Source organism: Candidatus Bathyarchaeia archaeon (assembly GCA_035283685.1).
In the GTDB taxonomy this organism is placed as follows: domain Archaea; phylum Thermoproteota; class Bathyarchaeia; order Bathyarchaeales; family Bathyarchaeaceae; genus DATETJ01.
Genome location: DATETJ010000009.1, coordinates 279250 through 303371 on the forward strand (window position 1 = coordinate 279250; position 24122 = coordinate 303371).

30 protein-coding genes and 1 tRNA gene are annotated in these 24122 nt (G+C 48.0%); 18 read left to right on the forward strand and 13 right to left on the reverse strand.

The window, feature by feature from the left end:
- Positions 1-8: 8 nt before the first annotated feature.
- The 3 genes from VJ249_08110 to VJ249_08120 form a co-directional block, all read right to left on the reverse strand.
- Positions 9-188, reverse strand: a complete 180-nt coding sequence (locus VJ249_08110) for a hypothetical protein (protein ID HKZ94525.1) — start codon at positions 186-188, stop codon at positions 9-11.
- Positions 189-351: 163 nt separating this feature from the next.
- Positions 352-1689 carry a DNA primase small subunit domain-containing protein gene (locus tag VJ249_08115; protein ID HKZ94526.1) on the reverse strand — a complete coding sequence of 446 codons (1338 nt, stop codon included), beginning with the start codon at positions 1687-1689 and terminating at the stop codon, positions 352-354.
- Positions 1686-1997 (reverse strand): hypothetical protein, encoded by a 312-nt coding sequence (locus VJ249_08120; protein ID HKZ94527.1) that lies wholly within the window; start codon positions 1995-1997, stop codon positions 1686-1688. The genes VJ249_08115 and VJ249_08120 overlap by 4 nt, the downstream gene beginning before the upstream one ends.
- A gap of 521 nt (positions 1998-2518) precedes the next feature.
- Here VJ249_08120 and VJ249_08125 point away from each other — a divergent pair.
- From VJ249_08125 to VJ249_08155, 7 genes are all read left to right on the forward strand, one after another.
- Entirely contained in the window at positions 2519-3094 is a 576-nt protein-coding gene (locus VJ249_08125) for a hypothetical protein (GenBank protein HKZ94528.1), read from the forward strand.
- Between the two features lie 273 nt (positions 3095-3367).
- Complete coding sequence (locus VJ249_08130; GenBank protein ID HKZ94529.1) at positions 3368-4330, forward strand: replication factor C small subunit; 963 nt, start codon at positions 3368-3370, stop codon at positions 4328-4330.
- 12 nt (positions 4331-4342) lie between these two features.
- Positions 4343-5611, forward strand: a complete 1269-nt coding sequence (locus tag VJ249_08135) for a replication factor C large subunit (protein ID HKZ94530.1) — start codon at positions 4343-4345, stop codon at positions 5609-5611.
- A 112-nt stretch (positions 5612-5723) separates the two neighbouring features.
- A complete protein-coding gene (gene gcvH, locus VJ249_08140; GenBank protein HKZ94531.1) occupies positions 5724-6140 on the forward strand; it encodes a glycine cleavage system protein GcvH in 417 nt (138 codons plus the stop codon).
- 13 nt (positions 6141-6153) lie between these two features.
- The gene (locus tag VJ249_08145; protein HKZ94532.1) at positions 6154-7503 is read left to right on the forward strand and encodes an FAD-dependent oxidoreductase; all 1350 of its coding nucleotides are present in this window, start codon (positions 6154-6156) and stop codon (positions 7501-7503) included.
- A gap of 130 nt (positions 7504-7633) precedes the next feature.
- Positions 7634-8647 carry a type I glyceraldehyde-3-phosphate dehydrogenase gene (gene gap, locus VJ249_08150; protein ID HKZ94533.1) on the forward strand — a complete coding sequence of 338 codons (1014 nt, stop codon included), beginning with the start codon at positions 7634-7636 and terminating at the stop codon, positions 8645-8647.
- A 108-nt stretch (positions 8648-8755) separates the two neighbouring features.
- On the forward strand, positions 8756-9982 hold the full coding sequence (locus tag VJ249_08155; protein HKZ94534.1) for a phosphoglycerate kinase: 1227 nt from the start codon (positions 8756-8758) through the stop codon (positions 9980-9982).
- A 29-nt stretch (positions 9983-10011) separates the two neighbouring features.
- On the opposite strand, the gene VJ249_08160 is transcribed toward VJ249_08155, so the two are convergent.
- Both VJ249_08160 and VJ249_08165 read right to left on the reverse strand, forming a co-directional pair.
- On the reverse strand, positions 10012-10251 hold the full coding sequence (locus tag VJ249_08160) for a hypothetical protein (protein HKZ94535.1): 240 nt from the start codon (positions 10249-10251) through the stop codon (positions 10012-10014).
- A 71-nt stretch (positions 10252-10322) separates the two neighbouring features.
- A tRNA-Met gene (locus VJ249_08165) sits at positions 10323-10423 on the reverse strand.
- A gap of 113 nt (positions 10424-10536) precedes the next feature.
- Here VJ249_08165 and VJ249_08170 point away from each other — a divergent pair.
- The 4 genes from VJ249_08170 (at position 10537) to VJ249_08185 (ending at position 12908) form a co-directional block, all read left to right on the forward strand.
- The gene (locus tag VJ249_08170) at positions 10537-11211 is read left to right on the forward strand and encodes a PAC2 family protein (GenBank protein HKZ94536.1); all 675 of its coding nucleotides are present in this window, start codon (positions 10537-10539) and stop codon (positions 11209-11211) included.
- A gap of 69 nt (positions 11212-11280) precedes the next feature.
- Complete coding sequence (locus VJ249_08175; GenBank protein HKZ94537.1) at positions 11281-11823, forward strand: hypothetical protein; 543 nt, start codon at positions 11281-11283, stop codon at positions 11821-11823.
- 5 nt (positions 11824-11828) lie between these two features.
- Positions 11829-12302 (forward strand): hypothetical protein, encoded by a 474-nt coding sequence (locus VJ249_08180; protein HKZ94538.1) that lies wholly within the window; start codon positions 11829-11831, stop codon positions 12300-12302.
- A 111-nt stretch (positions 12303-12413) separates the two neighbouring features.
- Positions 12414-12908, forward strand: a complete 495-nt coding sequence (locus VJ249_08185; GenBank protein HKZ94539.1) for a hypothetical protein — start codon at positions 12414-12416, stop codon at positions 12906-12908.
- A 14-nt stretch (positions 12909-12922) separates the two neighbouring features.
- On the opposite strand, the gene VJ249_08190 is transcribed toward VJ249_08185, so the two are convergent.
- Entirely contained in the window at positions 12923-13429 is a 507-nt protein-coding gene (locus VJ249_08190; protein HKZ94540.1) for an AsnC family transcriptional regulator, read from the reverse strand.
- Positions 13430-13590: 161 nt separating this feature from the next.
- On the opposite strand from VJ249_08190, the gene VJ249_08195 reads away from it, so the two are divergent.
- Positions 13591-14361 (forward strand): nitroreductase family protein, encoded by a 771-nt coding sequence (locus VJ249_08195; protein HKZ94541.1) that lies wholly within the window; start codon positions 13591-13593, stop codon positions 14359-14361.
- 20 nt (positions 14362-14381) lie between these two features.
- Here VJ249_08195 and VJ249_08200 read toward each other — a convergent pair whose 3' ends face one another.
- Together VJ249_08200 and VJ249_08205 are read right to left on the reverse strand one after the other, a co-directional pair.
- The gene (locus VJ249_08200; protein HKZ94542.1) at positions 14382-14732 is read right to left on the reverse strand and encodes an MGMT family protein; all 351 of its coding nucleotides are present in this window, start codon (positions 14730-14732) and stop codon (positions 14382-14384) included.
- Between the two features lie 96 nt (positions 14733-14828).
- Complete coding sequence (locus tag VJ249_08205; GenBank protein ID HKZ94543.1) at positions 14829-15236, reverse strand: VOC family protein; 408 nt, start codon at positions 15234-15236, stop codon at positions 14829-14831.
- A 776-nt stretch (positions 15237-16012) separates the two neighbouring features.
- Between VJ249_08205 and VJ249_08210 the strand changes: the two genes are divergently transcribed.
- From VJ249_08210 to VJ249_08235, 6 genes are all read left to right on the forward strand, one after another.
- A complete protein-coding gene (locus VJ249_08210; protein HKZ94544.1) occupies positions 16013-16978 on the forward strand; it encodes a hypothetical protein in 966 nt (321 codons plus the stop codon).
- Between the two features lie 192 nt (positions 16979-17170).
- Positions 17171-17968: a glutaminyl-peptide cyclotransferase gene (locus VJ249_08215; GenBank protein ID HKZ94545.1), complete on the forward strand. Its 798-nt coding sequence runs from the start codon at positions 17171-17173 to the stop codon at positions 17966-17968.
- Positions 17969-18080: 112 nt separating this feature from the next.
- Complete coding sequence (locus VJ249_08220; GenBank protein HKZ94546.1) at positions 18081-18218, forward strand: hypothetical protein; 138 nt, start codon at positions 18081-18083, stop codon at positions 18216-18218.
- An 88-nt stretch (positions 18219-18306) separates the two neighbouring features.
- Positions 18307-18513, forward strand: a complete 207-nt coding sequence (locus tag VJ249_08225; protein ID HKZ94547.1) for a hypothetical protein — start codon at positions 18307-18309, stop codon at positions 18511-18513.
- A 442-nt stretch (positions 18514-18955) separates the two neighbouring features.
- Positions 18956-19558 carry an MEDS domain-containing protein gene (locus VJ249_08230; GenBank protein ID HKZ94548.1) on the forward strand — a complete coding sequence of 201 codons (603 nt, stop codon included), beginning with the start codon at positions 18956-18958 and terminating at the stop codon, positions 19556-19558.
- 425 nt (positions 19559-19983) lie between these two features.
- The gene (locus VJ249_08235; protein HKZ94549.1) at positions 19984-20307 is read left to right on the forward strand and encodes a hypothetical protein; all 324 of its coding nucleotides are present in this window, start codon (positions 19984-19986) and stop codon (positions 20305-20307) included.
- A 25-nt stretch (positions 20308-20332) separates the two neighbouring features.
- Here the strand turns inward: VJ249_08235 and VJ249_08240 are convergent, their stop codons facing one another.
- The 5 genes from VJ249_08240 to VJ249_08260 all read right to left on the reverse strand — a co-directional run bounded on the left by VJ249_08240 (position 20333) and on the right by VJ249_08260 (position 24013).
- On the reverse strand, positions 20333-21568 hold the full coding sequence (locus tag VJ249_08240) for an FprA family A-type flavoprotein (protein ID HKZ94550.1): 1236 nt from the start codon (positions 21566-21568) through the stop codon (positions 20333-20335).
- Positions 21569-21887: 319 nt separating this feature from the next.
- Positions 21888-22289, reverse strand: a complete 402-nt coding sequence (locus VJ249_08245; protein HKZ94551.1) for a hypothetical protein — start codon at positions 22287-22289, stop codon at positions 21888-21890.
- A 118-nt stretch (positions 22290-22407) separates the two neighbouring features.
- Complete coding sequence (locus tag VJ249_08250; protein HKZ94552.1) at positions 22408-22866, reverse strand: hypothetical protein; 459 nt, start codon at positions 22864-22866, stop codon at positions 22408-22410.
- A gap of 483 nt (positions 22867-23349) precedes the next feature.
- Positions 23350-23688 carry a nucleotidyltransferase domain-containing protein gene (locus VJ249_08255; protein HKZ94553.1) on the reverse strand — a complete coding sequence of 113 codons (339 nt, stop codon included), beginning with the start codon at positions 23686-23688 and terminating at the stop codon, positions 23350-23352.
- Entirely contained in the window at positions 23660-24013 is a 354-nt protein-coding gene (locus VJ249_08260) for a HEPN domain-containing protein (protein HKZ94554.1), read from the reverse strand. Before VJ249_08260 ends, VJ249_08255 begins: the two co-directional genes overlap by 29 nt.
- Positions 24014-24122 lie beyond the last annotated feature (109 nt).

Genomic DNA, 24122 nt, shown 5'->3' on the forward strand with positions numbered 1-24122 from the left:
TAGGCGAGTTAAAGCCAAGCCTGTCTCAACGTCTGTCTTGGTAAGCCAAGCATCGACATTGTTAGAACGATGAGGTTTGGTGTCGCCAGCGCGTTGCTGCGGTCAACAGTCTGAACAACAGAAAAAAACAGTTTCCTGTACCGTAAGTTTGACTCCAAACGGGTTGCCAGACGGATCAGTCTTGACAAGCCAGAAATCCTCACCACCAACACCATAAGAGTGTGTATCTTCAGCTAACGCGTATCCTTCATCGCTGTCTGGACAACAATTTTCTCTTTTTCTCTTGTCTTTGAGCGATCTTTGCCAAGTCGCGCGTGGCAAAATCACCCGCAATGAGAGAGCCCACGAGTGCTATTCAATGATAGCATGCACCAACTCAAGCTTTTCCTTTCCGGCACCACAAAAGTTCAACCTTTCTCCACGGATCTTTATCCCTAATGACGAAAAGAATTCGAAATGCGCCTTGCTCGCCTGACCCTTCAGGTCTGACTCCAGCACCCCGACCAGTTCAGGCTCCTTGCGCGCTATCTTACCGTCCAACCCTATACTTTTCCCAACACGAGTGTACGTGCACCCGTACTTGCGACACGCATTCAAGTTTATAGAACCAGCTGCGAAAAGAATCTTTTCAAGTCTTCTTCTTGAGACTGCCTTGAGGCTAAACGCGTCAAACTTGTTGCCGTCGCTGAAGACCAGAAAGTCACCAAGGTCGTACTGGCATTGAACCTTCTCAGCAACGTCAACCACTTCCTCCATTTTCTTCCAGTCCCCAAACTCTAACACAGGTATCTTGAGCAGAGTTCCAGGTACATTGCTGGTAATGAACGTAGAGTAACAAGGTCCACGTTCGGGAGCGGGCCTTACTCCCAATCGGCCCAGCCTCCCCAAGAATTTTGCCACGATGAAATCGCGTGTCATCTCCCGACGCCTCGGGATCCTGGGAGTGATAATACCATGCTGCTGCGCTGACTTAAGTATTTTTTCTGTGCTGGATTGAAGCTCCTTTTTTTCAAGCACAGTGCACACAAAACCAGTCTTTGAGTTTATCGTTCCAGGCAGCCTGATTATGCGCCGCGTGTCCACCGTAACCTTTTCATCGAATACAAGGTTCCCGTCTTTCGCTTCTTTCACGACTCTCTTTCTTCTTTCAACGGCCTCTAGCTCACGTTTCATGGGGTTCTCTTCGGTTATCTCTTTATTCCACGGGTCGTCGCACACGACATGAAAGCCTTTGCTTCCAGAAAATGCGGAATACCGCACGTTGATTCTCCTCGACTCGAGAAAATCAATCAGCGCCATAGTTTGCCGTTTCGCATCCTCCAAGGTTTTTATTTCTCCGCTGACATCAATGTCGAAGGCAAGGTCGCATGAAATCATCACATTCTTTAGAACATCCTTTTCAACTCGGCTCCCCAGTAGATGCGGGTTGAGCCAACAAGCGGTAGAATAATACACATCTGTAGGCACCTTCCTTGCAAGATGTTCTCGCAGGTCACTCAGCGCGCGGATTTTGCGTTCAACCTTGTAGAACGAGCCGTCGGGCAGGCGAAATCGAAAGTGGCGGAAATTGACCTTCGGTACCACGGCTAGATCTATAGGACAGAATTTGTAATAGCACTTGAGCTGAGAGCGCTGGGAAGTAGAGAGAATCGAATCCGTTTCCATCTCTTTTTCATTTACCAGTTTCATTCGATTACTCTGACGAGGTCACCGTATTTTCTTTCACTTATGTATGCCCGAAAACCGTTGGCAATATTGGGGTATTTCTTGAAATCCTCCGTTTTCTCCAGTTCTTTCAAAAGGTTTTGGAGCTGTTTTTCAACCTCAGTGCTTGTTAAGCCGTCTCTAAATCGGTTTCCATACGTTGTTTTGATCCATGCAGCAAGTCTACCATAGCGGCTTTGCGCCCTTGGTATGGGTGCGCGTTCCGGTTCAGGGCGGGTTGGCTTTCCCCCCCAAGTTTTCTCTACTTTCAAGCCTTTCTTAAGCTTATCCAAAAAGCCCATGCCCTCCACTTTGCGCCAGTCTAAATAAAACTCTTGCGGTTACCCCAAAGATGCTTTAAGAAAAATCGTAAATCCTTAACAATCAATAGGCTAAACCACCGCAAGAAGGAAGAGACAACACGATGAACTTGTTGAACTGGGCGTACACAGGAAAGAAAGGCTTTGTCTTGCACGAGCGCAGCAGGAATCCTTCAAGCAAGGGGTACGGGGTAGGGACGACCTCTACATTTGAAATCAATGAACGCTCGAGATAACTTCCAGTCCCTCTTTTTTCCTAGTTTCCCAAAGTATTCCGTCGATGTTTTGCGACCCTTAAACATCTTTTAGCAGACTCTCAAGCTCGCATAAGCGGAATCCCGCTTGATGTCTAGGTAACGGCGGATCGATTCAGGCGGTAAGAGATAAATGCTCAACGTTGCATTCACAATCAATATTGCGGGACGAATTTCCAAGTAAGACGTCTAAAAGCATTTAGACTCATGTCTCATTAAATACTTGGCACGGTGTTTAGTTTGCGTTTGCTTCCAAATGAAAACGTTGAGTGGACAACACGAAAAGGTTTTTTCAGCCTTTCTCTCGTCCTAGCATTTTCTGGTACAATTGTTGGAGCTTTTCTTGCGATTTTTTGCTTCCTTGGAGGTAAGACCGACGGTCAAGCCTTCCCACCTAACCCCACTCTTGGCTGGACAGGCGTTGCCCTGATTCTGATGGGACTCGGCTATACAGCAATCTCCTTCGCAGTAGTCAAGTCGACCCAGTATATTTTAACAAACCAGAGAATAGTTGAAACTAGATTTGATAAGATCGTTAAAGAAATCGCACTTGCAGATTTCATGGGAAAACCCATCAGCCAGTTCCTCGACAAGCAGACCGCTGGGACAGTTAATGAACAACCAGTGTTCAATGTCCGGATTACTAACCCAAAATCATTGAGCTTCATAGAACTTAAGTCCTTGAACGAGAGGGCAGTGGAAGCATTAGAAGGAATCTTGGAACGTGCCCGTCAAGTGGTTCGCTGTAAATACTGTAATACCAACAACTCTGCGACCAACTTTGTGTGTAGCCACTGTGCGGCTCCCTTAGAGTAATCTGTCTTGTACGCGCTAATGGCTTCTTCCTCAAAAGAAGACCCATGGTGGTCGTGAGAGATTTGCTCCTCGACTGCAGTAGCGAAATCTACCGCAACTTCCTTTTTTTCTGTTTCTTAATATGTCACGACCATAGAAGGCGCCCAGATCTTTAGAAAGCCACAGTGAAGAAACCACTGCAATATACTCAAAAACGCATTGGATAGTATTTTATTCCAGTTCACAACAAGCATATAGCCTACTCTGGGAGTGAACGCTTACTTGAGCTACGAGATGTGGGCTGAGAAATACCGCCCCAAGACATTGAGCGAGATGATGGATCAAACCGAAATCGTAGAGCGCTTGAAAAGCTTCGTCAAGAACCGCAACGTGCCACACTGCATTTTTGCGGGTCCACCTGGCACAGGCAAGACCACAGCCGCTCTGTGCTTGGCACGTGACCTGTACAGCGAAGGCTACCGCGAACACCTGATGGAGTTGAACGCCAGCGACGAACGCGGCATAAACGTAGTCCGGGAAACCGTGAAGACCTTTGCCCGCATCAAGTCGATAGGCGAAATCCCGTTCAAGATCCTCATACTCGACGAAGCCGACAACATGACCTCTGACGCGCAGCAAGCTTTGAGGCGCACGATGGAACGGTTCAGTGCAAGCTGCAGGTTCATTCTCATCGCTAATTACAGCGGCAAAATCATCGAACCCATACAGTCGCGTTGTGCACCTTTTAGATTCACGTACTTGAGCCGAGGAGACCAAGACACATACCTCTGTGGAATAGCAGAAAAAGAAAAAATCAAGCTTCAACCAGACGGGTTAGAAGCCATTTTTGAAGTAAGCGGCGGCGACTTACGCCGAGCCTTAAACGCGCTGCAAGCCGCAGCCTCGTTGGGCAAACCGATAACCCACGAAATGGTTTACTCAGTTATCGGCAGAGCCAACCCGGCTGACGTACGCGAAATGCTCAACGTAGCCATGAAAGGCGACTTCATAAGCTCACGTGAAAAACTGCGCGAAATGATGCTTAAGTACGGAGTTGCAGGCAGCGACATAATCCGCCAAGTGCACATCGAAATCTTCAAGATGAAAGACGTGCCCGAACCATGGAAAATCAAACTCGCCGATGTAATAGGCGAAGTAGATTTCCGACTAGTTCAAGGCGCGGATGAGGAAGTTCAACTTAGTTCACTGCTGGCAAGAATGGTTGAGGCAGGCTCCGACATAAGACATACACGTTAAGGTCACCTTCTCATGTATGCCGCCTGGACTGTAAAACACAAACCGCGCTCGCTAAGCGAGGTTGTAGGCAACGAAGAAGCAATTCAGAAACTCGTCAGCTGGGTTAAATCATGGGATAAGAGCGTACCCAAAAGGCGAGCCGCGTTTCTCTTTGGTCCTCCGGGCATTGGCAAAACGTTAACTGTTGAAGCCTTAGCCAACGACCTCAACTTGGAGCTGGTCGAACGGAACGCCAGCGACTACCGCACAGAAGAAGCAGTTCAAAAATTCGCAGGCTTAGCCTCACAGTCTGGCACATTGTTCGGAAAAAAACGTTTAATCCTATTCGACGAACTAGATGGCTTGACAGGCAGAGAAGATAGAGGTGGCGTCGGCGCCATCACCCAAATCGCGAAAAACGCGCTCGTACCCATCATACTAATTGCTAACAACGCCTATGACCCACGACTAGGCGCCTTGCGCTTCTACTGCGAAACCATTGAGTTCAAAAAACCCGCTGCAGGCGCTGTTATGAAACATCTCAACCGCATCTGCGACCGAGAAGGCATAAAAGCCGAAGAATCAGCGCTGAAATTCATTGCTCAACGCAGCGAAGGCGACGTGCGTTCAGCTGTCAACGACCTGCAGGCTTTGGCACAGGGCAAACAGACGCTGACCTTCGACGATGTGTCTTGGCTGGCTTACCGAGACCGAAAAGAAGCCATATTCAACGTCCTGCGCCTAGTCTTCTATGGCAAGAGCGCAGAGCAAGCTAAGCATGCGGTTGACATGGCGGATGTTGACCCAGACATGTTATTCGAATGGATTTATGAGAACCTCCCGCACCACCTGAGCGACCCTCATGACCTGGCCAATGCCATGGACTCGCTGGCAACAGCCGACCTCTACCGTGGACGAATCGCAAAAACTCAAAACTGGACCTTAATGCGCTACGTGATTGACTTCATGACGGCAGGCGTAGCCATGGCACGAGAAAAAACGCAGCCCGCTGGATTCGTGCCCCTGAAGTTTCCAACGCGGATAAAGACGCTGTCTCAGACTCGGGCAGAGCGCCAGATGCGGTCAGCCATCGGTTTCAAAATCAAGAAGCGCTGCCACACATCCGTCAAACTGGCGACGAAGGAAATCCTGCCCTACATACGCATCATGTTCGAAAACAATGCACAGAATGCCGCTGACCTAGCTAAGTGGCTAGACCTGGACGAAGCTATGATCGAGTGTTTGGCGGGAAGCAAGAAACAGGCAAAGACAATAGTCAAGAAGTTTTCTGAGACCGAGTAGAATTCGAGTTGAATCGCTCTCCTTCAGTGAAACCCTCGAGCTGCCAATCGTTAGTTTTAAAACACTATCCGTACACAATAGGTAGACTCAAAGTAGAGGTGAAATGTTCAAAATGGTCAAGGTAGATGGCTATGAAATCCCTGAGGGTTTATACTACAGCAAAGACTGGTTCTGGGCAAAAGTTGAAGGTGACAAAGTGAGAATGGGAGTCACTGACTACTCTCAGAAGCAACTTCGAGAAATCGTGTTTGTGGAGTTGCCAAGCGCGGGCGGAACAGTCAGCGCCAACACGCCTTTCGGAAGTGTTGAGTCAGTCAAAGCAGTTTCAGACCTGATATCACCGTTAAGCGGCACAATCGATCAAGTCAACCCAGAGGTGACGTCCAAGCCTGAAATCCTGAATGAAGACCCCTTCAACAAAGGATGGCTGCTGGTCATTACGCCTTCAAACCTGAACGCTGAACTCAGCGCTCTGATGGACTTCAACAAGTCAGTGGAATGGCACAAGAGTCTAATCGCCAAGGGCTAAAAGGCGCATAGAATTGCCGCGAAAAATTGTGATCATAGGCGCACATGCAGGCGCCGTAGACGCAGCCAGCGCTGCACGAAAAACCGATCGCACAGCCGAGATTATCCTACTTACAACTGAAAAGTACTCAGGCTATTCACGATGTGGCATCCCATTTGTCATAGGTGGACACATACCCAAACTGACCGACCTGATTGTCTATCCGTCCTCGTATTACCAAATGATGAAACTTGACCTGCGCCGAGAGACCACTGCCACAAACATCGATCCAAAGGCCAAAACAGTTGAAACCGTGGACAAAACCGGAAAGCAAGAAAACCTCCAATACGACAGCCTTGTAATTGCCACTGGAGCCAACGCGTTCATTCCACCAATCAAAGGAAAAGAAAAACAAGGCATACACACTGTTCGGACACTTGACGACGGAGAAAAGATCGATCAAGCAATACAGAGAGGCGCCAAAACCGCAGTTGTCCTAGGTGCTGGCCTAATAGGCCTCGAAGTCGCCATCGGTTTGACAGAGAGAGGCGTGAAGACAACCGTTGTCGAATTGCTGCCTCAGATCATGCCCGTTATGCTCGATGTTGACATGGCTAAGACTGTGCATGAAATGCTGGAAGCCCGAGGCATAACCATAATGACTGGTAAAGGCGTAGAAGAATTCGTCGGAGGCGACACAGTCACTGGCGTAGTGGCTGGAGGAGAACAAATCAACGCTGACCTGTGCGTAGCCGCATTTGGCGTGAGAGCCAACACTGAACTCGCACAGAAAGCGGGCCTAACGTTAGGCGAAACCAAAGCTGTCAAAGTTAATCCAAGAATGGAGACCAGTGTACCAGGCATTTATGCCGTTGGAGACTGCACCGAAACTACCCACATGGTGTCTCAAAGACCATACTGCCCACAGCTGGGCACAGTAGCCGTTAGACAGGGCAAAGTGGCTGGAACCAACGCTGCAGGTGGATATGCCATATTTCCTGGCGCTATGGGCTCCGCGGTTACGAAGTTCTTTGACACCGAGATCGGCGTAACAGGACTGAACGAATTCTTTGCAAGAAAAGCTGGCTTTGACGTGGTTTCAGGCGTAATCAGCGGCAAAACACGAGCGCAGTATTACCCCGGAGCTCAGCCGATAAAGGTCAAGATTGTGGTTGAGAAAGCAATGGAACGGATCATTGGCGCACAGATCACCGGTGGAGAAGAAGTCACACAGCGGATTAATGCCATATCGATTGGAATACAGAAGAACATAACAGTGCATGAGTTGGCGAAATCGGACACTTGCTATGCGCCTCCGCTATGCGAAACATGGGAATTGATGGCGTTAGCAGCTGAAGCAGCAATAATAAAACTTGGCAGATAGACTCTGCCCACAACTAGTCTGCGCCATCCCTTTTCATTCATTTTTCCTATTGTGAAAGTTATAAATGAGGGAAGCCCTATTAGGTGAATCTCTTTACAACAAGCATGAAAAAAGATGGAGATGCGAAAGGATGCCAATCAAAGTAGCCATAAACGGATTCGGCAGAATCGGACGACTTCTCTTCAGAGCTGCAGTGGAACGCAACGCCAACATCGACTTTGTCGCAGTCAACGACATAACAGACCCAAAGACCCTAGCACACCTGCTGAAATACGATTCAGTGCACGGACGCGCACCTTTCCCAGTTGAAGCCGCGCCCGATGGCGTAATCGTCAAAGGCAAGAAAATCAAGACTCTGAGGGAACGCGATCCATCAAAGCTACCGTGGAAAGACCTTGATGTCTACTTAGCCGTGGAATCTACAGGCTTGTTCACCGACCGCGAAAAAGCCGCAATGCATTTGACAGCTGGAGCAAAGAAAGTCCTGATTTCAGCGCCAGCTAAAAACCCCGACATAACCATCGTCATGGGCGTAAACGACAATCAGTATGATCACGCAAAACACAACATACTCTCCAATGCTTCATGTACAACCAACTGCGTCGCTCCCGTTGCCAAGGTTCTGCATGACAGCTTCGGCCTCAAAAGCGGCTTCATGATGACAGCACACGCATACACAAACGACCAGAGAATACAAGACTTGGTTCACTCGGACCTTCGGAGAGCGCGAGCTGGTGCAGTAAACATTATACCGACCTCAACGGGGGCAGCGAAAGCAGCAACGCTAGTGTTGCCGGAACTAACTGGACGAATGGACGGAATCGCCCTCAGAGTCCCTGTTCCAGACGTCTCTATCGTAGACTTGACCTGTGTCCTAGAGAAGAGCACAACCAAGGAAGAGATCAACGAGGCGTTCAAGAAAGCAGCTGAAGGACCGTTAAAGGGTATTCTGGAATACACAGACGACCCAGTCGTCTCGCAGGACTTTCTGCACAGCACTTGGTCAGCGGCCTTTGACGCGCAGTCAACCATGGTCATTGGTGGTAACTTTGTTAAAGTGCTTGCCTGGTATGACAACGAGTGGGGCTTCAGCTGCCGAATGACGGAGCTCATCGAGCTCATCGGCAAGAAAGCAGGATTCTAAGAGCCGAATTCCAACCCTCTCTTTTATTTTTTGTTGGACAAGTGATAAATACAGCAAGTTTAGACTACGCTTCTCTCAGCATCACACGTTCAGAAACAGGTGAATAGTATGCCACGAATCCTGACGATGGATGATTATGACTTTAAAGGAAAAACCGCCCTAGTCAGGGTGGATTTTAACAGCCCCATTGACCCAAAAACTAAGAAAGTCTTGGACGACACGCGCATCAAAGCGCATGGGGAATCTACCGTTAAGGAGTTGTCTCAGAAAGGCGCCAAAGTCGTGATTCTCGCGCATCAGGGCAGACCCGGCGACGCAGACTTCACACCCTTGAAAGAACATGCTCAAATACTCGGCAAAATTCTGGCAAAACCAGTGAAGTACGTTGACGACGTTTTCGGCGAAAAAGCTCAAAAAGCCATCAAGGAGCTAAAAAACGGAGAAATTCTCATCCTAGACAACGTTCGTAGCTTTGCAGACGAACAAAAGAAGGGAACTCCAGAAGACCACGCAAAGACAGAAATGGTTGAGAAACTGGCTCCGTTAGCCAATGTGTTCGTAAACGACGCCTTTGCAGCAGCACACCGCGCCCATGTATCAATTGTAGGCTTCACAGGTGTATTGCCTAGTGTGGCGGGGCGAATCATGGAACGTGAAGTCACAGCGTTGACGAAAGTTGTTCAAAATCCTGAGAAGCCATGCGTCTACGTCTTAGGCGGCGCCAAAGCTGATGATGCGCTTAAGATCAGCCAATATGTGCTGAAGAACAAGATCGCCGACCATGTGTTGACGGGAGGTGTGGTCGGTCATCTCTTCCTAGCAGCTAAGGGAATCGACTTGGGCAAGCCCAACATGGAGTTCTTGGAGAAAAAAGAACTGACTCAGTTCATCTCGGGCATCAAAGACCTCATGAAGAACTACGCGAGGAACATTGAAGTTCCTGTGGATTTAGCTGTAGAAACAGATGGAAAACGGATGGAAATCCCAGTCAGCAAGCTGCCAACCAAGTATCCGATCTTTGACATTGGAAGCGAAACAGCAAAAAAATATGTGGGAATTGTCAAAGGCGCCAAATCAATAGTTGTCAGCGGACCCATGGGAGTTTTTGAAAACAAACAGTTCGCTCTCGGAACCACTAAGACTTTTGAAGCCATAGCCTCGTCTAAAGCTTTCTCGCTCGTGGGAGGTGGACATTCAATCGCTGCGGTCGAAGAGCTTGGACTAGCCAAGAAAATGGGGTACGTCAGCACGGCTGGAGGCGCTCTCATAGAATTCCTCATGGGCGAGCAGTTACCAGGGGTCGTAGCATTAGTGAAGGCAGCTGCGCGAGCCTAAGCATCTCTTTTCTTTCTATAGAAACTAGGCTATTTTCTTTTGATAACTGAGAGAAGAGCTACTGCGAGGAATGCTACTCCAGCCCAGAAGAAGTTGCCGCCAGTGAGGAACCACACAACCACTGCAATAATGGCTGCAGGTAAGAAGAAAAGCATGACTTTGGCGATGACTATAATCACGATAAGGCCTATGACGAGAAGCACCAGCAGAAGAATAACCTCAAAGAGAAAGCCTAACTGAGGCAAGAGAGAAGTGGGCAACTGAATCATCCGCAATCCCTTTCGGCAAATTAAGCTTAGCCTCTATTAAAGTTTTCAACGAGGGCAGAGGCTGCGATGTTTGGTAGCGGGGGGTAGATTTGAACTACCGATCTCTGGGTTATGAGCCCAGCGGGTTAACCTGGCTACCCCACCCGTGTAGGACCTGCAGCTAGGTCTCGCTACGGTTTTTCCCCGCCATCTTCAGAGTTGATGGATTCGCGAGCTTAAAAGGTTTTTATGGCTGCATCGGATATGGCTATAACCCGTTTGGCACCATAGGTGAGTGTTCCGAGTTTGGACAAGTCTGTTTTCCGCGTGTTGTCTAAGCCTGTGTTTGAGAAGCCTGTTTTAGTTGAGGGGTTGCCCGGCTTTGGCAATGTGGGTAGATTGGCCGCTCGTTTGCTGATCGAGTTTACGCGTGGTGAGACTTTTGCTGAGTTGTATTCGCCTGCGTTTCCAGACTTTGTGAACGTTGAAAAGGATGGTGTGGCTCGTCCGCCTCATTACGAGTTTAGTAGGGCGGTTTTTGGCAAAGCGGAGTTTCTGGTTTTGACTGGCGAGGCTCAGCTTGCACGTGACGACGTTTTGGCTCATTACAGGCTTTGTAGCGAAATCTTGGATTTTGGGGAGCAGTTTGGCTGCAAGTTTCTGGCGACTATGGGCGGCGTGCCTCAACCTCGCCCAGCTGGCGAGGTTTATGTTGCGGCGACATCGGCGAAGTTGGCAGTTGAAACCATGGAAAAAGGCGCCGTACTATATGGCAGTGGGCGGATTGCAGGCGCGGCTGGTCTAATGCTGGGCTTGGCAAAGGAACGCAGATGGGAAGGCATCTGCCTGCTCGGTGCAACGACAGGCCTGAAAGCCGATAAGAACGCGGCTTTTAACGTGTTTAAGTTCCTTATGCGACTGTTTGGTGTTGAGGCAGGGTTGAACAACAGGAAGCCTGAGACGACACAGGAGAAAACCTGATTCAGTCGTGTGTTGGGATGGCAAATTCTAAAAGTGTAGGTTGCTAGTATTCGTTCTGGGCGAAAGAGAGTGTCGACAAACGTGCCTTTCTCGCTGCGCGTTCGTTTGGGGCAGTACGAAGTTGAGGTCAGTGGCAGCAAAGACGATGTTCTACGCACATTTGAGGACCTGCTGAATCTTGTTGCCGTGGTTTCAGAGGCATTCTCGCAGGCTGACGCAGAAGCCCCGTCGAATAAGACGCCCATGCAGTCCGCATCTCCGATGCCGTTGTCTCAATCCCTGTCGCCTTCCGCTGGTGCAAGCGCTTATCCGAGTATTCAGTCGTCTGGTGGTTGTGCCGATGCTGTTGTGAGATTGTTGGTAACTGATTGGGGTAGGGTCGCGCCTCGGACGTTGCCCGAGATTGTTGAGGCCATGCGGATCAATGCTGTTCATTATCCTGTGACGACGTTGTCGGGCGTTCTGAACTGGTTGGTTAGGAAGGGCAAGGTGAAACGTTGGAAGACCGATAAGGGTTACGTATATGTTCTGGCTCAAGCAACCGCTATGCCAAACCAGCCACCAACGCAGACGCCGAGCGAAACAGCTGAAGCGTCAACTGAGGGAGTATGAAGACAGTGGCTAAGATTAAAGCGCACATCAGGACAGGCTTCGGCGAACTTGAAGTTGAAGGCGAATCAGCGCAGGATCTGATTGAAGCCTTGAAGACTATTACACCCGAGTTTATTGGCGAAGTTGGTGGGTTGGTGTCCAGCAGGGTCATTGTTTCTTCAAAAGCTGGGTTGGAAGGTGTAGTCGAAATAACGACTGAAGGCCCAGTGGTGACAACTCGCGAGAAACTGAGTCACTATGAGGCCATTGGACTCATTCTGTTTGCTTCGGATAGAAAGACAGGCACAGCGACAAAGATAGCCGATTTGCTCAAGTCAAGCGGCATAAAGTCCATGGTGCCCGCACGGCTAAATGAAATGACCAAAAGAGGATTAGTGTTCAAACCTGACCCAGCAAGACCCGAGTTCAAATTGACACTGCAAGGCGAAAAATGGATAGAAGATGACGTGCTGGCTCGGTTGAAAGGCGTAACTCAATAATGCCAAGTAACAGGCATCTTCTTATGTGCTGTGCCGGTATCTGCGAAAGCGTTATGCCATGTTCTTGAATAATGGTGCCAGCAAGAGGGAAAGCATGACAGGTGAGCCCAATTGAGTGAGGCGGAGCACACGGTTACAGTTAACGTCAAGTATCAGGGCGTCGAGCAGACGTTCAATGGAAATGTCAATGACGTCTGGATTAGTGTTAACAGGTTTTTCAGTGAAGTTGTTCCAGCTTTTGACATTGCTCGAAAGGTAACTTTGACGGTTGACTTGGCTAAACTGATCGAAGACTTTAAGGATGTCGTAGCCATCACCCCTGAAGGCCCAGAGCTACTCATATCTAAAGAGAGGCTGACAGACAGTGAAACTCTTCAACTCCACCTACTAGCAGCTCACATAGGCCATCGACTTGGAAAACTGCAGCAAGACATGATGACAAAAGAGGAACTGCAGGTAAAACTTGGCAAGAATATGAAAATAACCACCACAAGACTGGGCGAGTTGATCAAGCAGGGAAACGTAATCAAGACGGAAGAGGGAAGCTACAGAATAACAACCAAAGCAATAGCGCAACTGCAAAGAAAGAAAGAAATGATGTTGTAGGAACTATCTTAAGGCTATGTGGTTTCCGCAAGATACTTCAAGTTCAGGGGCTTTAGAAGCTCTCTTCCGACCAGATTTACGAGGATAGGTTGAACATCGTCTATGGCGTCTCCCCATTCACGCCTGTACTGATACATGAATTCGTCGTACTCGCTGTAGTTTTTGTGAAGGGAAATCATGAATGAATTCGCTCCTGCCCCTCGACATCCGCCGCCCATTATTACGTTGGGTTGTTTCATCAGCCACTCCGTCCCTCGCTTACGAACTGCTTCATATTGTTCCTTTGTGGAGAGGCTAGGTTTGCTCTTGACAAGTGTTATGGCGAATATTTCGTATCCGAATTTGTCCCATTTTGGCACAAGCGTGTAACCCTCTATCAGCTGTTTTTCTAACAGAGTTCTCCTCCTTGTCACAGTGGGCTGCGACACCCCAAGCTTCCTGCTTATCTGTCTGTCGCTAAGCTTGGCGTTCTTGATTAACTCAGATATTATCCTGCGGTCAGTGTCCTTTGGTCTCTTCATCTCATACCCTCTGAGGTACCACTTCAATTAAGCTGCATTTAACCATTTAAGCGCGTCCAGTTCCTGCGCGGACATGCGAACTCAGGAAGCGTTCTCAATATGCCAGATTCGGTTAAATATGCCTAGAAAGCTAGTTACTGTCTTCCCTAGAGGGCGATGCCATGAAGAAGAATCCTGTCATTGAAACTATGCTAAGCCACAAATCAATCCGAAAATACTCTGACAAGATGCCTTCGGACGATGTGATAAAGGCAATTGTGAGAGCAGGTCAGCAAGCGCCTTTCGCCACTCAGTGTTACAGCATACTATTGTCGCGAGACCAGAGACGAAATCCCTACAAAACGCCTTTGTTGTTCACGGTTTGCGTTGACTGCCACAAGTTCGAGATTATTATGGCTAGAAGAAACTGGAAGCTAATCATAAACGACCTTGCACTGTTGCTCTTGGCAATTCAAGACGCGGCTTTGATGGCGGAGAACATGATTATTGCAGCAAGAAGCCTCGGACTTGGGAGCTGTCTTTTGGGAAATGCACCTTACAGAGCAGACAAGATTGCGGAAGAGTACGATTTACCACAGAGAGTATTCCCACTCGTGCAATTGGTTATGGGATTTCCAGCGGAAGACCCTCCGCCGCGACCAAGATATCCTTTGGAGTTTACTCTCTTCGAAGACAAATATCCAAAGCTGGATGAAGACACTGTCCAAAAAGCCATGAAGCAAATGGACGAGGGATACCTTAGCCAAGACTATTACCGCAAGCTCAACGCAAAAATACCACTATCAGTCGACCGTGAAGAAGCATTCACGTACGACAACTACAGCTGGACAGAACACATCAGCCGCAAGCTAGGTCAATGGGACCCGGAGCCGAATGAACTGCTAGAACAACTTGAGAAACGAGGTTTCTATCTCACCGGCAAGAAAAAGTGAACATGCGTTTCTTCGGGAAACTAATATAGAGTCTTCTCGCTCATTTTGACTCCGTCGTTCTCTATTGGTACGCCTTCTCTCTCGACGAGCTTTCTTCTTGAAGCCGCGGCTTTCTTTTCCCCTCCGAATCTTCCGTCGGATCTAACAACGCGGTGGCACGGAACGACGGGATGCAGAGGGTTCTTGTGCAAAGCGTTTGCGGCAGCCCGGTAGGCACGAGGCTTTCCAATTTTCTCCGCTATCCTTTTGTAAGTGCTGACCTTTCCACTTGGAATCCTAAACGTTGCAACTAAGACCTTTCTTTCGAACTCAGTTTTGTCGGATAAGAAACGAATCACATCTTCCTCTGTTCTAACCTCTTCCTTTTTCATTGGTGCTCTCCTCAGTCAGCGCAGGCTGATTGAACATCTCAAGCGAAGTACAGGAATTTTAAGCTTTCACTACACATTACAAAAGGAGTAAATTGCCTATGCTCTTTTGTGCCTAGCTGATTTGACTTTCTTTCCGATTAGTTCGATCCAGACACCGTCCGGGTCTTTGACAAATGCTAGTGTGTAGCCTCTTTCGTCCCATGGTTCGATGGCTGACGTTGCGCCGCCGGCGAGTACTTTGGGGTAGCTTTTCCGAACGTCTTCGCACCAGAATGCTAGGTGGTCTAGCTCTGAGCCTTCAGCGTATTCTTCGTGGTGTTTGGCGCCCTGTGGGTAGTAGTTGAGTTCCAGTTCCTGTGGGGAGTTGTCACCTTTCAGCTGGACGTATTCGCCGCCTGCTTGCATGGTTCCTCGGTGTATGACTTTCATGCCCATGGTTTTGGTGTAGAAGTTGATTGAACGTTTCATGTCTCTGACGCGTATTCCAGTGTACTTGAACCACATTTCAAACCACGCAAGGTTTTTGCGCCTAATGTTTCTAATAAACCCTCACATGCCACCTGTGGGAAAAGCGGCTCAATTCGAACCGAGTCAGCTTTTTGCTATGACCCTTTTTGGGTGCAAGTGCGCATGTGCGCTGTTGACTCAAGGTTCGTGAAGCTGCTTTTCCACAGATGGTGCGCGTGGGAAAAAGCTTGAGTCAGTATATGATGCGCATGTTTAAGCGAGCTTAAGAGTTGTGGGACACCTACACGGGGTTTCTTGCTACGCGTCCGGGTCCATTTTGACCTCGTTTACGGATGGTTTCAGTATTGAGAGAGCTAGGGTGATTTGTCAAATGTACATTCAAGCTGGGTTCACTTAGTTGTGGTTCATAAATCTATAATCTCACTTTCAACGTAAAACGGCTATAGTGGGTGGAAGGGCAGTAGGCTATGGTTGACGCGGCTTTGATAGTCTTTCTTTCATTGTTCTTTGTTATTGGCTTGCCTATGGTTTTCGTTATTATTTATTTCTTGAAGGTTCATAAGCCGTTGGAGCAGGCGCGGATCGCAACTCCTCGGGAAGTTATTGTCAAAGAAGTGGTTATGGTGCCTTGCCAATATTGCGGCGGGCTTATGCCTACGACAGCGACAAGATGCCCTAATTGTCAAGCTCCAAGGAAAACGTGACAAGCTCTTCCGTTCTCAAGCGGCCGATTGTGTTGTTTTTTCTGTCTTTTGGCTCCAGAAGTTTTTTATAGTGTTTCTGATGATAACCGTCAGCTTAAAGGTGAAAGAATGAAAAAACCTATTGTGATGCTTTTGTGTTTCGCTTTGATCTCAGCGATTTCGGTGGCCATGATAAAGCCTGCTGGAGCGGAGTTCACGTTTGGTCAGTGGCTGGCGCCTTATGCTGATATCGACGGAAGTCGAGTGGCGTATAGACACGGTGCAACGGCTTCAGCGATGGTGGGTTACGTCAATGATGTGTCTCCTACAATCTTGATGAATGTTTCCAAGATAGTCTTCGAGTTCTATTCGTTGGGTATAAACAAGACTTTGGATCTCTCGGCGAGTCCAGTTCAGTTGCAGCATGACCAGGTGGGGACTTTCACGTTGAGCTTCACTGCTGATGTTGCTGAGTTTCCTCCTGGGAGCTCGTGGGACTTTGATTTGATTATTGAGTGGGTCAATGCTACATCTGGTCCTATGAAGATCGTTGGCTATGAGCTGTGGCAGAGAGAGTGGCTTGGCATGGAGCGGTTTGAAGTGTTCCCTGCTGCTCAAGTGGATGCTTTGGATAGTCTTCAGAAATACGAGGCGTACGAGGATTATTACTGGTGGTACAGTTGGGAGAGCATTGCTGCGCAGGAGAAGGCAACTTTGGCCGTGGTGGAGAAAGGTTTAGGTGACACGTACTACGATCGTGGAGACTATGCTTCAGCTTTGGCGAAGTACAATTTGGCTAATACTTTGTGGGAGGAAGCGATTGCGGCTGAGGAAGTTTGGAGGACTAAGATGGAAACTGCTGATTTGAATATCTCTTTGACTGAGGCATCTGCTAACGCTAAGATGGCGGATGCGGCTGTGATTGAGGCAAACGCGGCTCTGTTGGAGGCAAACGCTACCAAACTTCAGGCTGAGGCAGCGTGGACCAACGCTAACGGATGGCTTTTCATCGGCATGGGCTTTGCTCTCGGCTTTTCTTTGATGGGCGTAGGCACTGTTATCTACGCGCTGAGGAAACCAAAAGCGCCAACCTGAACGCGTTGAAGAGCGCACGTGTGAGTGCGCGTTTCTCTCTTTCTTTTTTTTGTTTGCGAAGTTGTGGCAATGTAGGGTTTAGAGGGCTGAGGCTGCGTGCGTGTTAGTGTTGACGTTGTCTTAGAAACACTAACAACTGCGTGCTCGTGGAAATGTTAAAGTTGTCATTGTGTGTAGGCTTTGTGAGGCGCGATGAGAAAGCGAGTTTTAGCCGGTGTACTAGTTGTCATAATGGTACTTGTGTTTGGCGCTGTTGCATTTGTTTTGCTGACGAATGGTCCTGAAAATCCTGTGCCGCTGCACTATGCTTTTGATATCGTTAATGTGTATCCTCATGACGCCGGTGCTTTTACGCAGGGGCTTGTGTTTGAGGATGGTTTTTTGTATGAGGGCACGGGGCTTTATGGTCAGTCGTCGCTTCGCCGTGTTGAGTTGGAGACTGGTGAGGTTTTGCAGGTTTACAATTTAGGGAGGGAGTTTTTTGGTGAGGGTGTTACGGTTTTTGGTGACCGGGTTATTCAGTTGACTTGGCGGTCTAACAAGGGCTTTGTTTATGATAAGTATTCTTTTGATTTGTTGCAGGAGTTCTCTTATCCTACGGAAGGCTGGGGAATCACGCATGATGGTGGTCGGTTGATTATGAGTGATGGGTCTGCGACTTTGTATTTTTTGGATCCTGTGACGTTTGAGGGTGTTGGGCAGGTTGAGGTTCGTGATCCTGAAGCTGGTTCTGTGGCTAGGCTTAATGAGCTTGAGTACATCGAGGGGTATGTGTATGCTAACGTTTGGCAGGAAGAGAGAATAGCTGTAATTGATCCTCAAAGTGGGCAAGTCGTGAAGTGGATAGACTTAACTGGTTTACGAGACTTGCAGAGTCCGGGTGCGGATGTGCTTAATGGAATCGCTTATGATGCTGTGGGAGACAGGCTTTTTGTAACCGGTAAAAGATGGTCTCAGCTTTATGAGATCAAGTTGACCCCTTCACAGTAGTAGCCGAACCTCAACGTTAATTGTGGTGCGCGGCTCGTTGATTATGGATATTTACTTTGGCTTCATAACGCATTTGTCCCTTAGGAAGTATGTGTCTGTTTTTTGTGGAAGTATGAGTGAGGGGATTGAGCAGCTTAAGCGTAAGGTGGCTAGTCTTAAGAAGGAGTCTGAGGAGCTTCAGCGTTATAGGCGGGATATTGATTGGCTTAAGACGTTGCAGAGGAAGCTGGTCCGAGATGGTTTTGATTAGAAGTATGGCGTATTTGTAGTTTTTTTGGGCGTGTTTTTGAGAGGTTATTTATATGGGTTAAGTGATAACAATCGTTTAGTGTGAGAAAATGGTACACGGTTTAACTGATAAGCAGGTTGTTGAACTGTCTGATAGTGTTGGAAAAATGCTTGTAACGGAACTTGAATCAGAAGCTGTGAAGAACAAGGTCAAGAAGCTGGTCTCGGATTACGTTAAGAAGAACAAGCTAGATGTCAATGCTGCAGGTTTGTCGGATAAGTTGCATTGGCACGTTCAGGTTCTGCTCAAGAAATAGCCTAGTTACTCCCGTTTCGGCTGCAAACAAGCAAGATTTCACTCAACGAGTCGTAGTGGTAAATCTCGTTTTTAGCGTGCGCCAACATTCTGTTTCTAGGGGGTTCGAGCATGTGCCTGCGGAAAAACAAATTTCAAAAGAAGAAGGGGATAAGCCTCTTATACCTTCTTCTACTCTGGGTTGGACAGTTGTAGTTGAACAGGCAAACGCAGACTTGTCTGTGGCTCTGTGGCTGTGTTGATGTGTGGGTTGGGGGCTGTTTTTGTTCATGTGTTATTAATTTCGGTTTAGAACAAGTAATAGTAACTTCTGGGATGTTGAGGGTTTGGGGTTTTCCTGGACTAGTCTGCGTTGCGTAGTGTTGGTCTTGATTTGTGGTTCACATTTTCTTTATAGCTGCTATTAGAGTGGAGTGTAATTGCACTGAAGGATGATTTGCGGAATGGAGAAGGAAGCTGTGTTGGATTTGGTGCCGCAGTTGAAGCCCACGGATCATGCCATCATGTTCTATGAATATCCTGAGGACAAGTATCGTGTGCTTTTTGATTATTTGAAGGCTGGTTTGGATTCGCAGGAAGCTGTAGCCTACGTTGCCGGCATTGATGAGACGCCGAGCCAAGTCAGAAATCTTATGCAGAAGCGTGGAATTGATGCGGACCTGTGTGAGAAGAAGGGTATGTTGCAGATAATGAGTTACAAGGACTGGTACCTTATCGGTGGCGAGTTCAATGTGCAGAGGACGATTGCTCTTTGGGCTAGGCTTCTCGGCGATGCGTTAGCTGACGGCTTTAAGGGCTTGAGAGTGGCAGGTGACACTACATGGTTTTTCAAATGTGACATGAAAGAGAAGCTGTTGGAATATGAGAATTCATTGCACAGGGTTCTTGACGTGCCGTTGATTGCCATATGTGCTTACAGCTTGCCCGTTCTTATGCAGCAGGATCAGGTTCAACTTGTTGTTGACTTGATCAAGGCTCACAACAACGTCATATTCCTAGGGTCACAAGCAGGACTGGTTAAGGCGCGGGAAATCAGCAATCTTTGACCTTACTGAACGGTACATTGTCGAAGAAGAAGGAAGCCTTTCCCTTAAGGTCTTCTTCTACCTTGTCGAGATGGGTTGTGTGGCTGTGACTGTATGGATGTCGTCGTCAGTCTGTTCCCAGTGACATCAACGAGTCTGGACGTTGTGCTTTCGGGTCTGTTTGGGTTTCTGTATGATGCTCTGGGTTCTATTCGTGCGCTGTTTTGCGTCAGGTTTTGTCACGGTTCAGGTGGGTTTTGTCAAGGACGGCGTGTGGGGCTGGTTTCTTTTTGGATGTTATTAACTTCGGCTTAGAACAAGTAATAATACCGAGCGGTCTATGTTCGCAAGCGCAGTCTGCGTTACGTGTTTGTTAATTATGTTTCTTGGGGCGTGTCTTTTATTCTGAGGGCTTCTTGTTGTAGTTGAGGTTGATTGGTGTGTTTTTGCGGCGTAGGAAGCGGTTGGAAGTTGATTTAAACGGGTTGGAGTCGGTTGAAGGAGAGTCTTTGTGTGGTTTTCTGCGTTCTGGTCTTGGTGTTGACGTTGTTTTGAGTGGTGGTAAGGTGTTCGTTGATTCTGGGCAGGTGTCGTCGGAGGAGTTGAAGCGATTAGTGAACAAGTTTGTTTACCGCAGAAATTTGAATCGAAGGTATTGGGTCGCGTTAGAGGGCGAGGTTGTTAAGGTTACGTTGCTTGAGAAGGCTAAGAAGCAAGAGAAGCGGAGGAGAGAAGGCACTCCGCCTTCGACGATATCACATGGATGGTAAGCAGGCGAATAAAGACAGTGAAGTGTCATAGTCCGCGTTCAGAGAAAGCGGTTTCCGTTACTTTTTTGGCGAGTGCTTTCGCTTTTTCCAGGTCTTCCTGTGTGGGGCTTCCTAGAACTGTGATTGGTTTTCCTACGAGTCTGAAGCCTATTGTGACAAGCTGTTCCGCTAGTTTTCTTGTGGCTTCGCCGCTCCAACTGTAGCTTCCGAAGACTCCTACATGTCGGTCTGAGAGTTTTTTTAGTTCTAGGAGGTTTATGAATTGTTTTACTTTGGGGAATATTTCGTGTTCGTATGTTGGGGAGCCGATCATCAGGGCGGGCGCGTCCAGTACTTCGGTCAATACGTCAACGGGCACTTGGTGTGAAAGATCAAAGGCGACTGCTTGACCCTTGGCTTCTTCGATGCCTTCGGTTATGGCTTTGACTAGTTTGGCGGTCATTCCGTACATGGAGCCTGAGGCTATGACCACTTTTCGGGTGTAGTCGGGTCTGCTCCATGAGGTCCATGTGTTCATGATTCTTTTGGCGTTGACGGTGTAGACTGGGCCGTGGCTTGGAGCTAGGATTTTTGGTTCGATTTTCATGTCTTGGAGTTTTTTTGTGGCTTTGAGGATCCATTCTCTTTGTCCGCTGAAGACGCCTGCGAAGTATTTTTTTGAGGCGTTGTGCATGTATTCGTTGATGTTTTTGATGTCGGTTTCCATGATTGAGCCGTTGGGGAGCCGTTTGAATGAGCCGAATGTGTCGCAGGTGAATAATATGTTGTTCTCGATTAGGTGGGTGGTCATGGTTTCTGGCCAGTGGAGCCATGGTGTTTGGATGAATCTGAGGGTTTTGCCGCCTAGGTTGATGGTTAGGTTGTCGCTTTTAGTGAGGATGGTTTTGGGTTCTGTGTGGTAGTAGTGTTTGAGTAGGTTTAATGCCATGGGTGTGAGGACTACTTGCGCGTTGGGTGCGGTTTCTAGGATTCGGGGCAAGGCGCCTGTGTGGTCTGGTTCCATGTGGTTGAGGATTATGTAATCGACGTTTGAAGGGTTGATTAAGTGTTTGATTTTTTCTAGGTGCTCCTCGGCGTAGAGGTTGAGTACTGAGTCGATGAGTGCGGTTTTTTCGGAGCCTAGGATTAGGTAGGAGTTGAGGGAGACGCCTTCGGGGATTTCCCAGAGTCCCTCGAACAGTTCTATTTGTTCATCGTTGATTCCTACCCAGTGGACATCGGGGGCGATTTTTAGGGGTTCAGTGTTTGGCGTGTTGGTCAAACTCCTGGGAGTTGAATAGGGAGTAACGGGTCGGGGTTAGTGGACTTAATTCTTTTGGTTTTTTTAGAGTTGTGTCATGTTTCAGCTGGGTTGAGGCTTTGAGGTGGGGCAGTCGGGGTAGCTCTAGATGTTGTGGGGGTTGTTATGTTGCTTTTGACCGTTGCTGTCTTTGCGGGAAAAAGAGATTTCGGAAGAAGAAGGTGACATACTCTTAAGGTTTTCTTCTACCCTTGTTGCGGGCACGTTTTGCAGTTGAAGGTTGTGTGCCTGTGGGCTGTGGGCGGTTTCGAAGTTGTTGTTGCCTTCAGTAGTTACAGTGTCACAACAACAACTCTTGGATGTTGGGGTGAATGGGTTCAGAAGTCGTGGTCTTTGCTGTGCGTTTGATTCTGTCTTTGAGGTAGAGGAGTGATGCGCAGATGAGTGCGTAGACTGCTGTGTCTGTGAGTATGCCTTGCCATATGAGTTGGTATTCTGTGTAGTGGCTTACGATGGGTCCGCAGCCGTATTTGTAGACGCCTTCGATTGTGGTGAGCCATGGAGTTGGCAGACCGTAGCTGGTTTGTTTTAGTGGAACTTTGAAAATTGAGTATATGCATGGCTCTGCGCGTTGAGGGAAGACGAATTCGGACCTGTACAATGCTGATGCGAATGTTAGAAGGAATCCTAGGATTATTGGACCTATCAGGAATTTCCTGATCGTGGTTTTGTTTCTCAGCATGCCAAGGTTACCATTGTGTTATGGGGCGAGATTGGGACTTAATTCCATGCATTCGAACAGGGTGTTCTGCGATTCGTACAGGTAGAATTATCGTAGGGGTCGAGTGTCGATGCGGGTGCTATGGAGGTTGGGTTGCGCTGATGATGGCGTCGAAGCTGAATGTTGTGATTCCTCGAGTGTTGGGCTCTACGTTTAGGATCAGGGTGGTTTTGAGCAGTTGGTTTGGGCTTAGTGTTTGGCTTTGGTAGTCCCAGCTTAGTGTTATGTTTTCTGAGGCGTTTGTCGGGGTCCAGTTTGTTGTGTTCATTGAGAGCCTAATGTTCGTGTTGCCCGTGTTAAGCACGTAAATCGTGATATTCTTTGTGGTGCCTGCTTCGATGTTGCCCCAGTCGATTGCTGACACTTTGTTTGTGTGGTTGGTGTCCCAGTAGGCTTCAATGTCGATGGTTTGGATGTATGTGACGTTTCCTGGGTTTTGTAGCATGACTGTGTAGAGAGCGACGACGGTTATGAGGATGGTTATTACTGCGACTGCGATTAGAACAACGATTTGTCTATTTTGAGAAGGGTATGCCATTTCAGGAGCCAGAATCATATGTCGTAAGACTTAATATTATATCTTTTCTGGCATCTGCTCGACGCTTGTACAGGTGTTGCTACTTAGTAGATTGAGCTTGCTTCGATGAAGTAGACCCAATTGCCAGGATGATCAGGATGGATCCATGGGTAGTTGTGGGAAGAGAAATTTCAAGAGAAGAAGGGGACAATCGCTTAGGGCCTTCTTCTATCTTGGGTGTGGCTGAAGCTGTGTGGACATCGTCGTCAGAGTGTTCCGGGTGACATCAACGCCCGGCACGGCTGTGTTGGCTTGGACGGTTGTAGTTGAACATGCAAGCGCAGGACTGTTGTAGCGGGTCTGGATTTTCATGGGTCGTTAACTTTTGCTTAGAAATTGTAATAATACCGAGGCGATTTTTGTTCAGCAGTAGTGGTCTGGGTCGCGGGAGAGATTCTTCTTTTTCGTGCTTTTCTCAATGTAGTCGTCTTGTTTTGTGCTATGCTATTTCTTTCGTGTTTTCAAGACTTCTGTGTATATCGGGTTGGTTTGGGCTTCCCGCCATGTTACGAGGTGTATTTGAACTGGGTGAAACGGTGGGAGACCAGTTTCTTCCTCTATTTTGCCTATGATTTGGGCTTTGCGCCAAGCGCTTTTGGGGAGATCTTTGGCTATGATCAAGACGTCTATGTCGCTTGCTGCTGCCGCGTTTCCTGCGACGACGCTGCCGAAGGGCACGACTTCAGCTTCACCTAGAACCGCTTTAGCTGCGTCGCTCAATTTCCTAACTATGTTCTTCCAGTCTTGTCTGATTTCATAGATGGACGGCGACTCGCTTGACAAGCTGTATCACTTTCTTGGCGATCTCAACACACTCGTGTGCATCCTGCCTATTATATTCTTCACCTGAATAGCGCGATTTCAAATATGCGACCTCAAGCATGACTAGGTCGCTGCGGTGTTCAGATCCAAACTTGTTTAGTGTTTTCCTGTCTATTTTTGGAACAGACGCTAAGTGGCTGAACAAGGTTCGTATGCTATGTGTTCTCGGCACGTATCCAAGATGCTTCAATATGTGCGCTTTCAGAAACAGTTGCGTTGCTTGCTCAGCGTCGAAACATGTCACATCGTACAATCTTCTTTCAATGTTGCCTTCGGCTGACCTCATAAACATTTTTGATTTTTTTAGAAGGATGTTTACGGATTCAAGTGAGCTGATGGCGATCACCCGCTTATCTTGAAAGCAAGGCTTTCTGCACTTAAGATTTAGCGTGAAC

What these genes read in the sequence shown, in the direction of transcription:
- VJ249_08230 (HKZ94548.1), top strand. Translation starts at nt 18,956, where the DNA reads ATGGAGAAGGAAGCTGTGTTGGATTTGGTGCCGCAGTTGAAGCCCACG.
- VJ249_08160 (HKZ94535.1), bottom strand. Translation starts at nt 10,251, where the DNA reads ATGATTCAGTTGCCCACTTCTCTCTTGCCTCAGTTAGGCTTTCTCTTT.
- VJ249_08245 (HKZ94551.1), bottom strand. Translation starts at nt 22,289, where the DNA reads ATGCTGAGAAACAAAACCACGATCAGGAAATTCCTGATAGGTCCAATA.
- VJ249_08260 (HKZ94554.1), bottom strand. Translation starts at nt 24,013, where the DNA reads ATGAGGTCAGCCGAAGGCAACATTGAAAGAAGATTGTACGATGTGACA.
- gap (HKZ94533.1), top strand. Translation starts at nt 7,634, where the DNA reads ATGCCAATCAAAGTAGCCATAAACGGATTCGGCAGAATCGGACGACTT.
- VJ249_08135 (HKZ94530.1), top strand. Translation starts at nt 4,343, where the DNA reads ATGTATGCCGCCTGGACTGTAAAACACAAACCGCGCTCGCTAAGCGAG.
- VJ249_08190 (HKZ94540.1), bottom strand. Translation starts at nt 13,429, where the DNA reads ATGAAGAGACCAAAGGACACTGACCGCAGGATAATATCTGAGTTAATC.
- VJ249_08225 (HKZ94547.1), top strand. Translation starts at nt 18,307, where the DNA reads ATGGTACACGGTTTAACTGATAAGCAGGTTGTTGAACTGTCTGATAGT.
- VJ249_08155 (HKZ94534.1), top strand. Translation starts at nt 8,756, where the DNA reads ATGCCACGAATCCTGACGATGGATGATTATGACTTTAAAGGAAAAACC.
- VJ249_08115 (HKZ94526.1), bottom strand. Translation starts at nt 1,689, where the DNA reads ATGAAACTGGTAAATGAAAAAGAGATGGAAACGGATTCGATTCTCTCT.
- VJ249_08130 (HKZ94529.1), top strand. Translation starts at nt 3,368, where the DNA reads ATGTGGGCTGAGAAATACCGCCCCAAGACATTGAGCGAGATGATGGAT.
- VJ249_08205 (HKZ94543.1), bottom strand. Translation starts at nt 15,236, where the DNA reads ATGTGGTTCAAGTACACTGGAATACGCGTCAGAGACATGAAACGTTCA.
- VJ249_08200 (HKZ94542.1), bottom strand. Translation starts at nt 14,732, where the DNA reads ATGAAAAAGGAAGAGGTTAGAACAGAGGAAGATGTGATTCGTTTCTTA.
- VJ249_08220 (HKZ94546.1), top strand. Translation starts at nt 18,081, where the DNA reads ATGAGTGAGGGGATTGAGCAGCTTAAGCGTAAGGTGGCTAGTCTTAAG.
- VJ249_08215 (HKZ94545.1), top strand. Translation starts at nt 17,171, where the DNA reads ATGAGAAAGCGAGTTTTAGCCGGTGTACTAGTTGTCATAATGGTACTT.
- VJ249_08250 (HKZ94552.1), bottom strand. Translation starts at nt 22,866, where the DNA reads ATGGCATACCCTTCTCAAAATAGACAAATCGTTGTTCTAATCGCAGTC.
- VJ249_08195 (HKZ94541.1), top strand. Translation starts at nt 13,591, where the DNA reads ATGAAGAAGAATCCTGTCATTGAAACTATGCTAAGCCACAAATCAATC.
- gcvH (HKZ94531.1), top strand. Translation starts at nt 5,724, where the DNA reads ATGGTCAAGGTAGATGGCTATGAAATCCCTGAGGGTTTATACTACAGC.
- VJ249_08210 (HKZ94544.1), top strand. Translation starts at nt 16,013, where the DNA reads ATGAAAAAACCTATTGTGATGCTTTTGTGTTTCGCTTTGATCTCAGCG.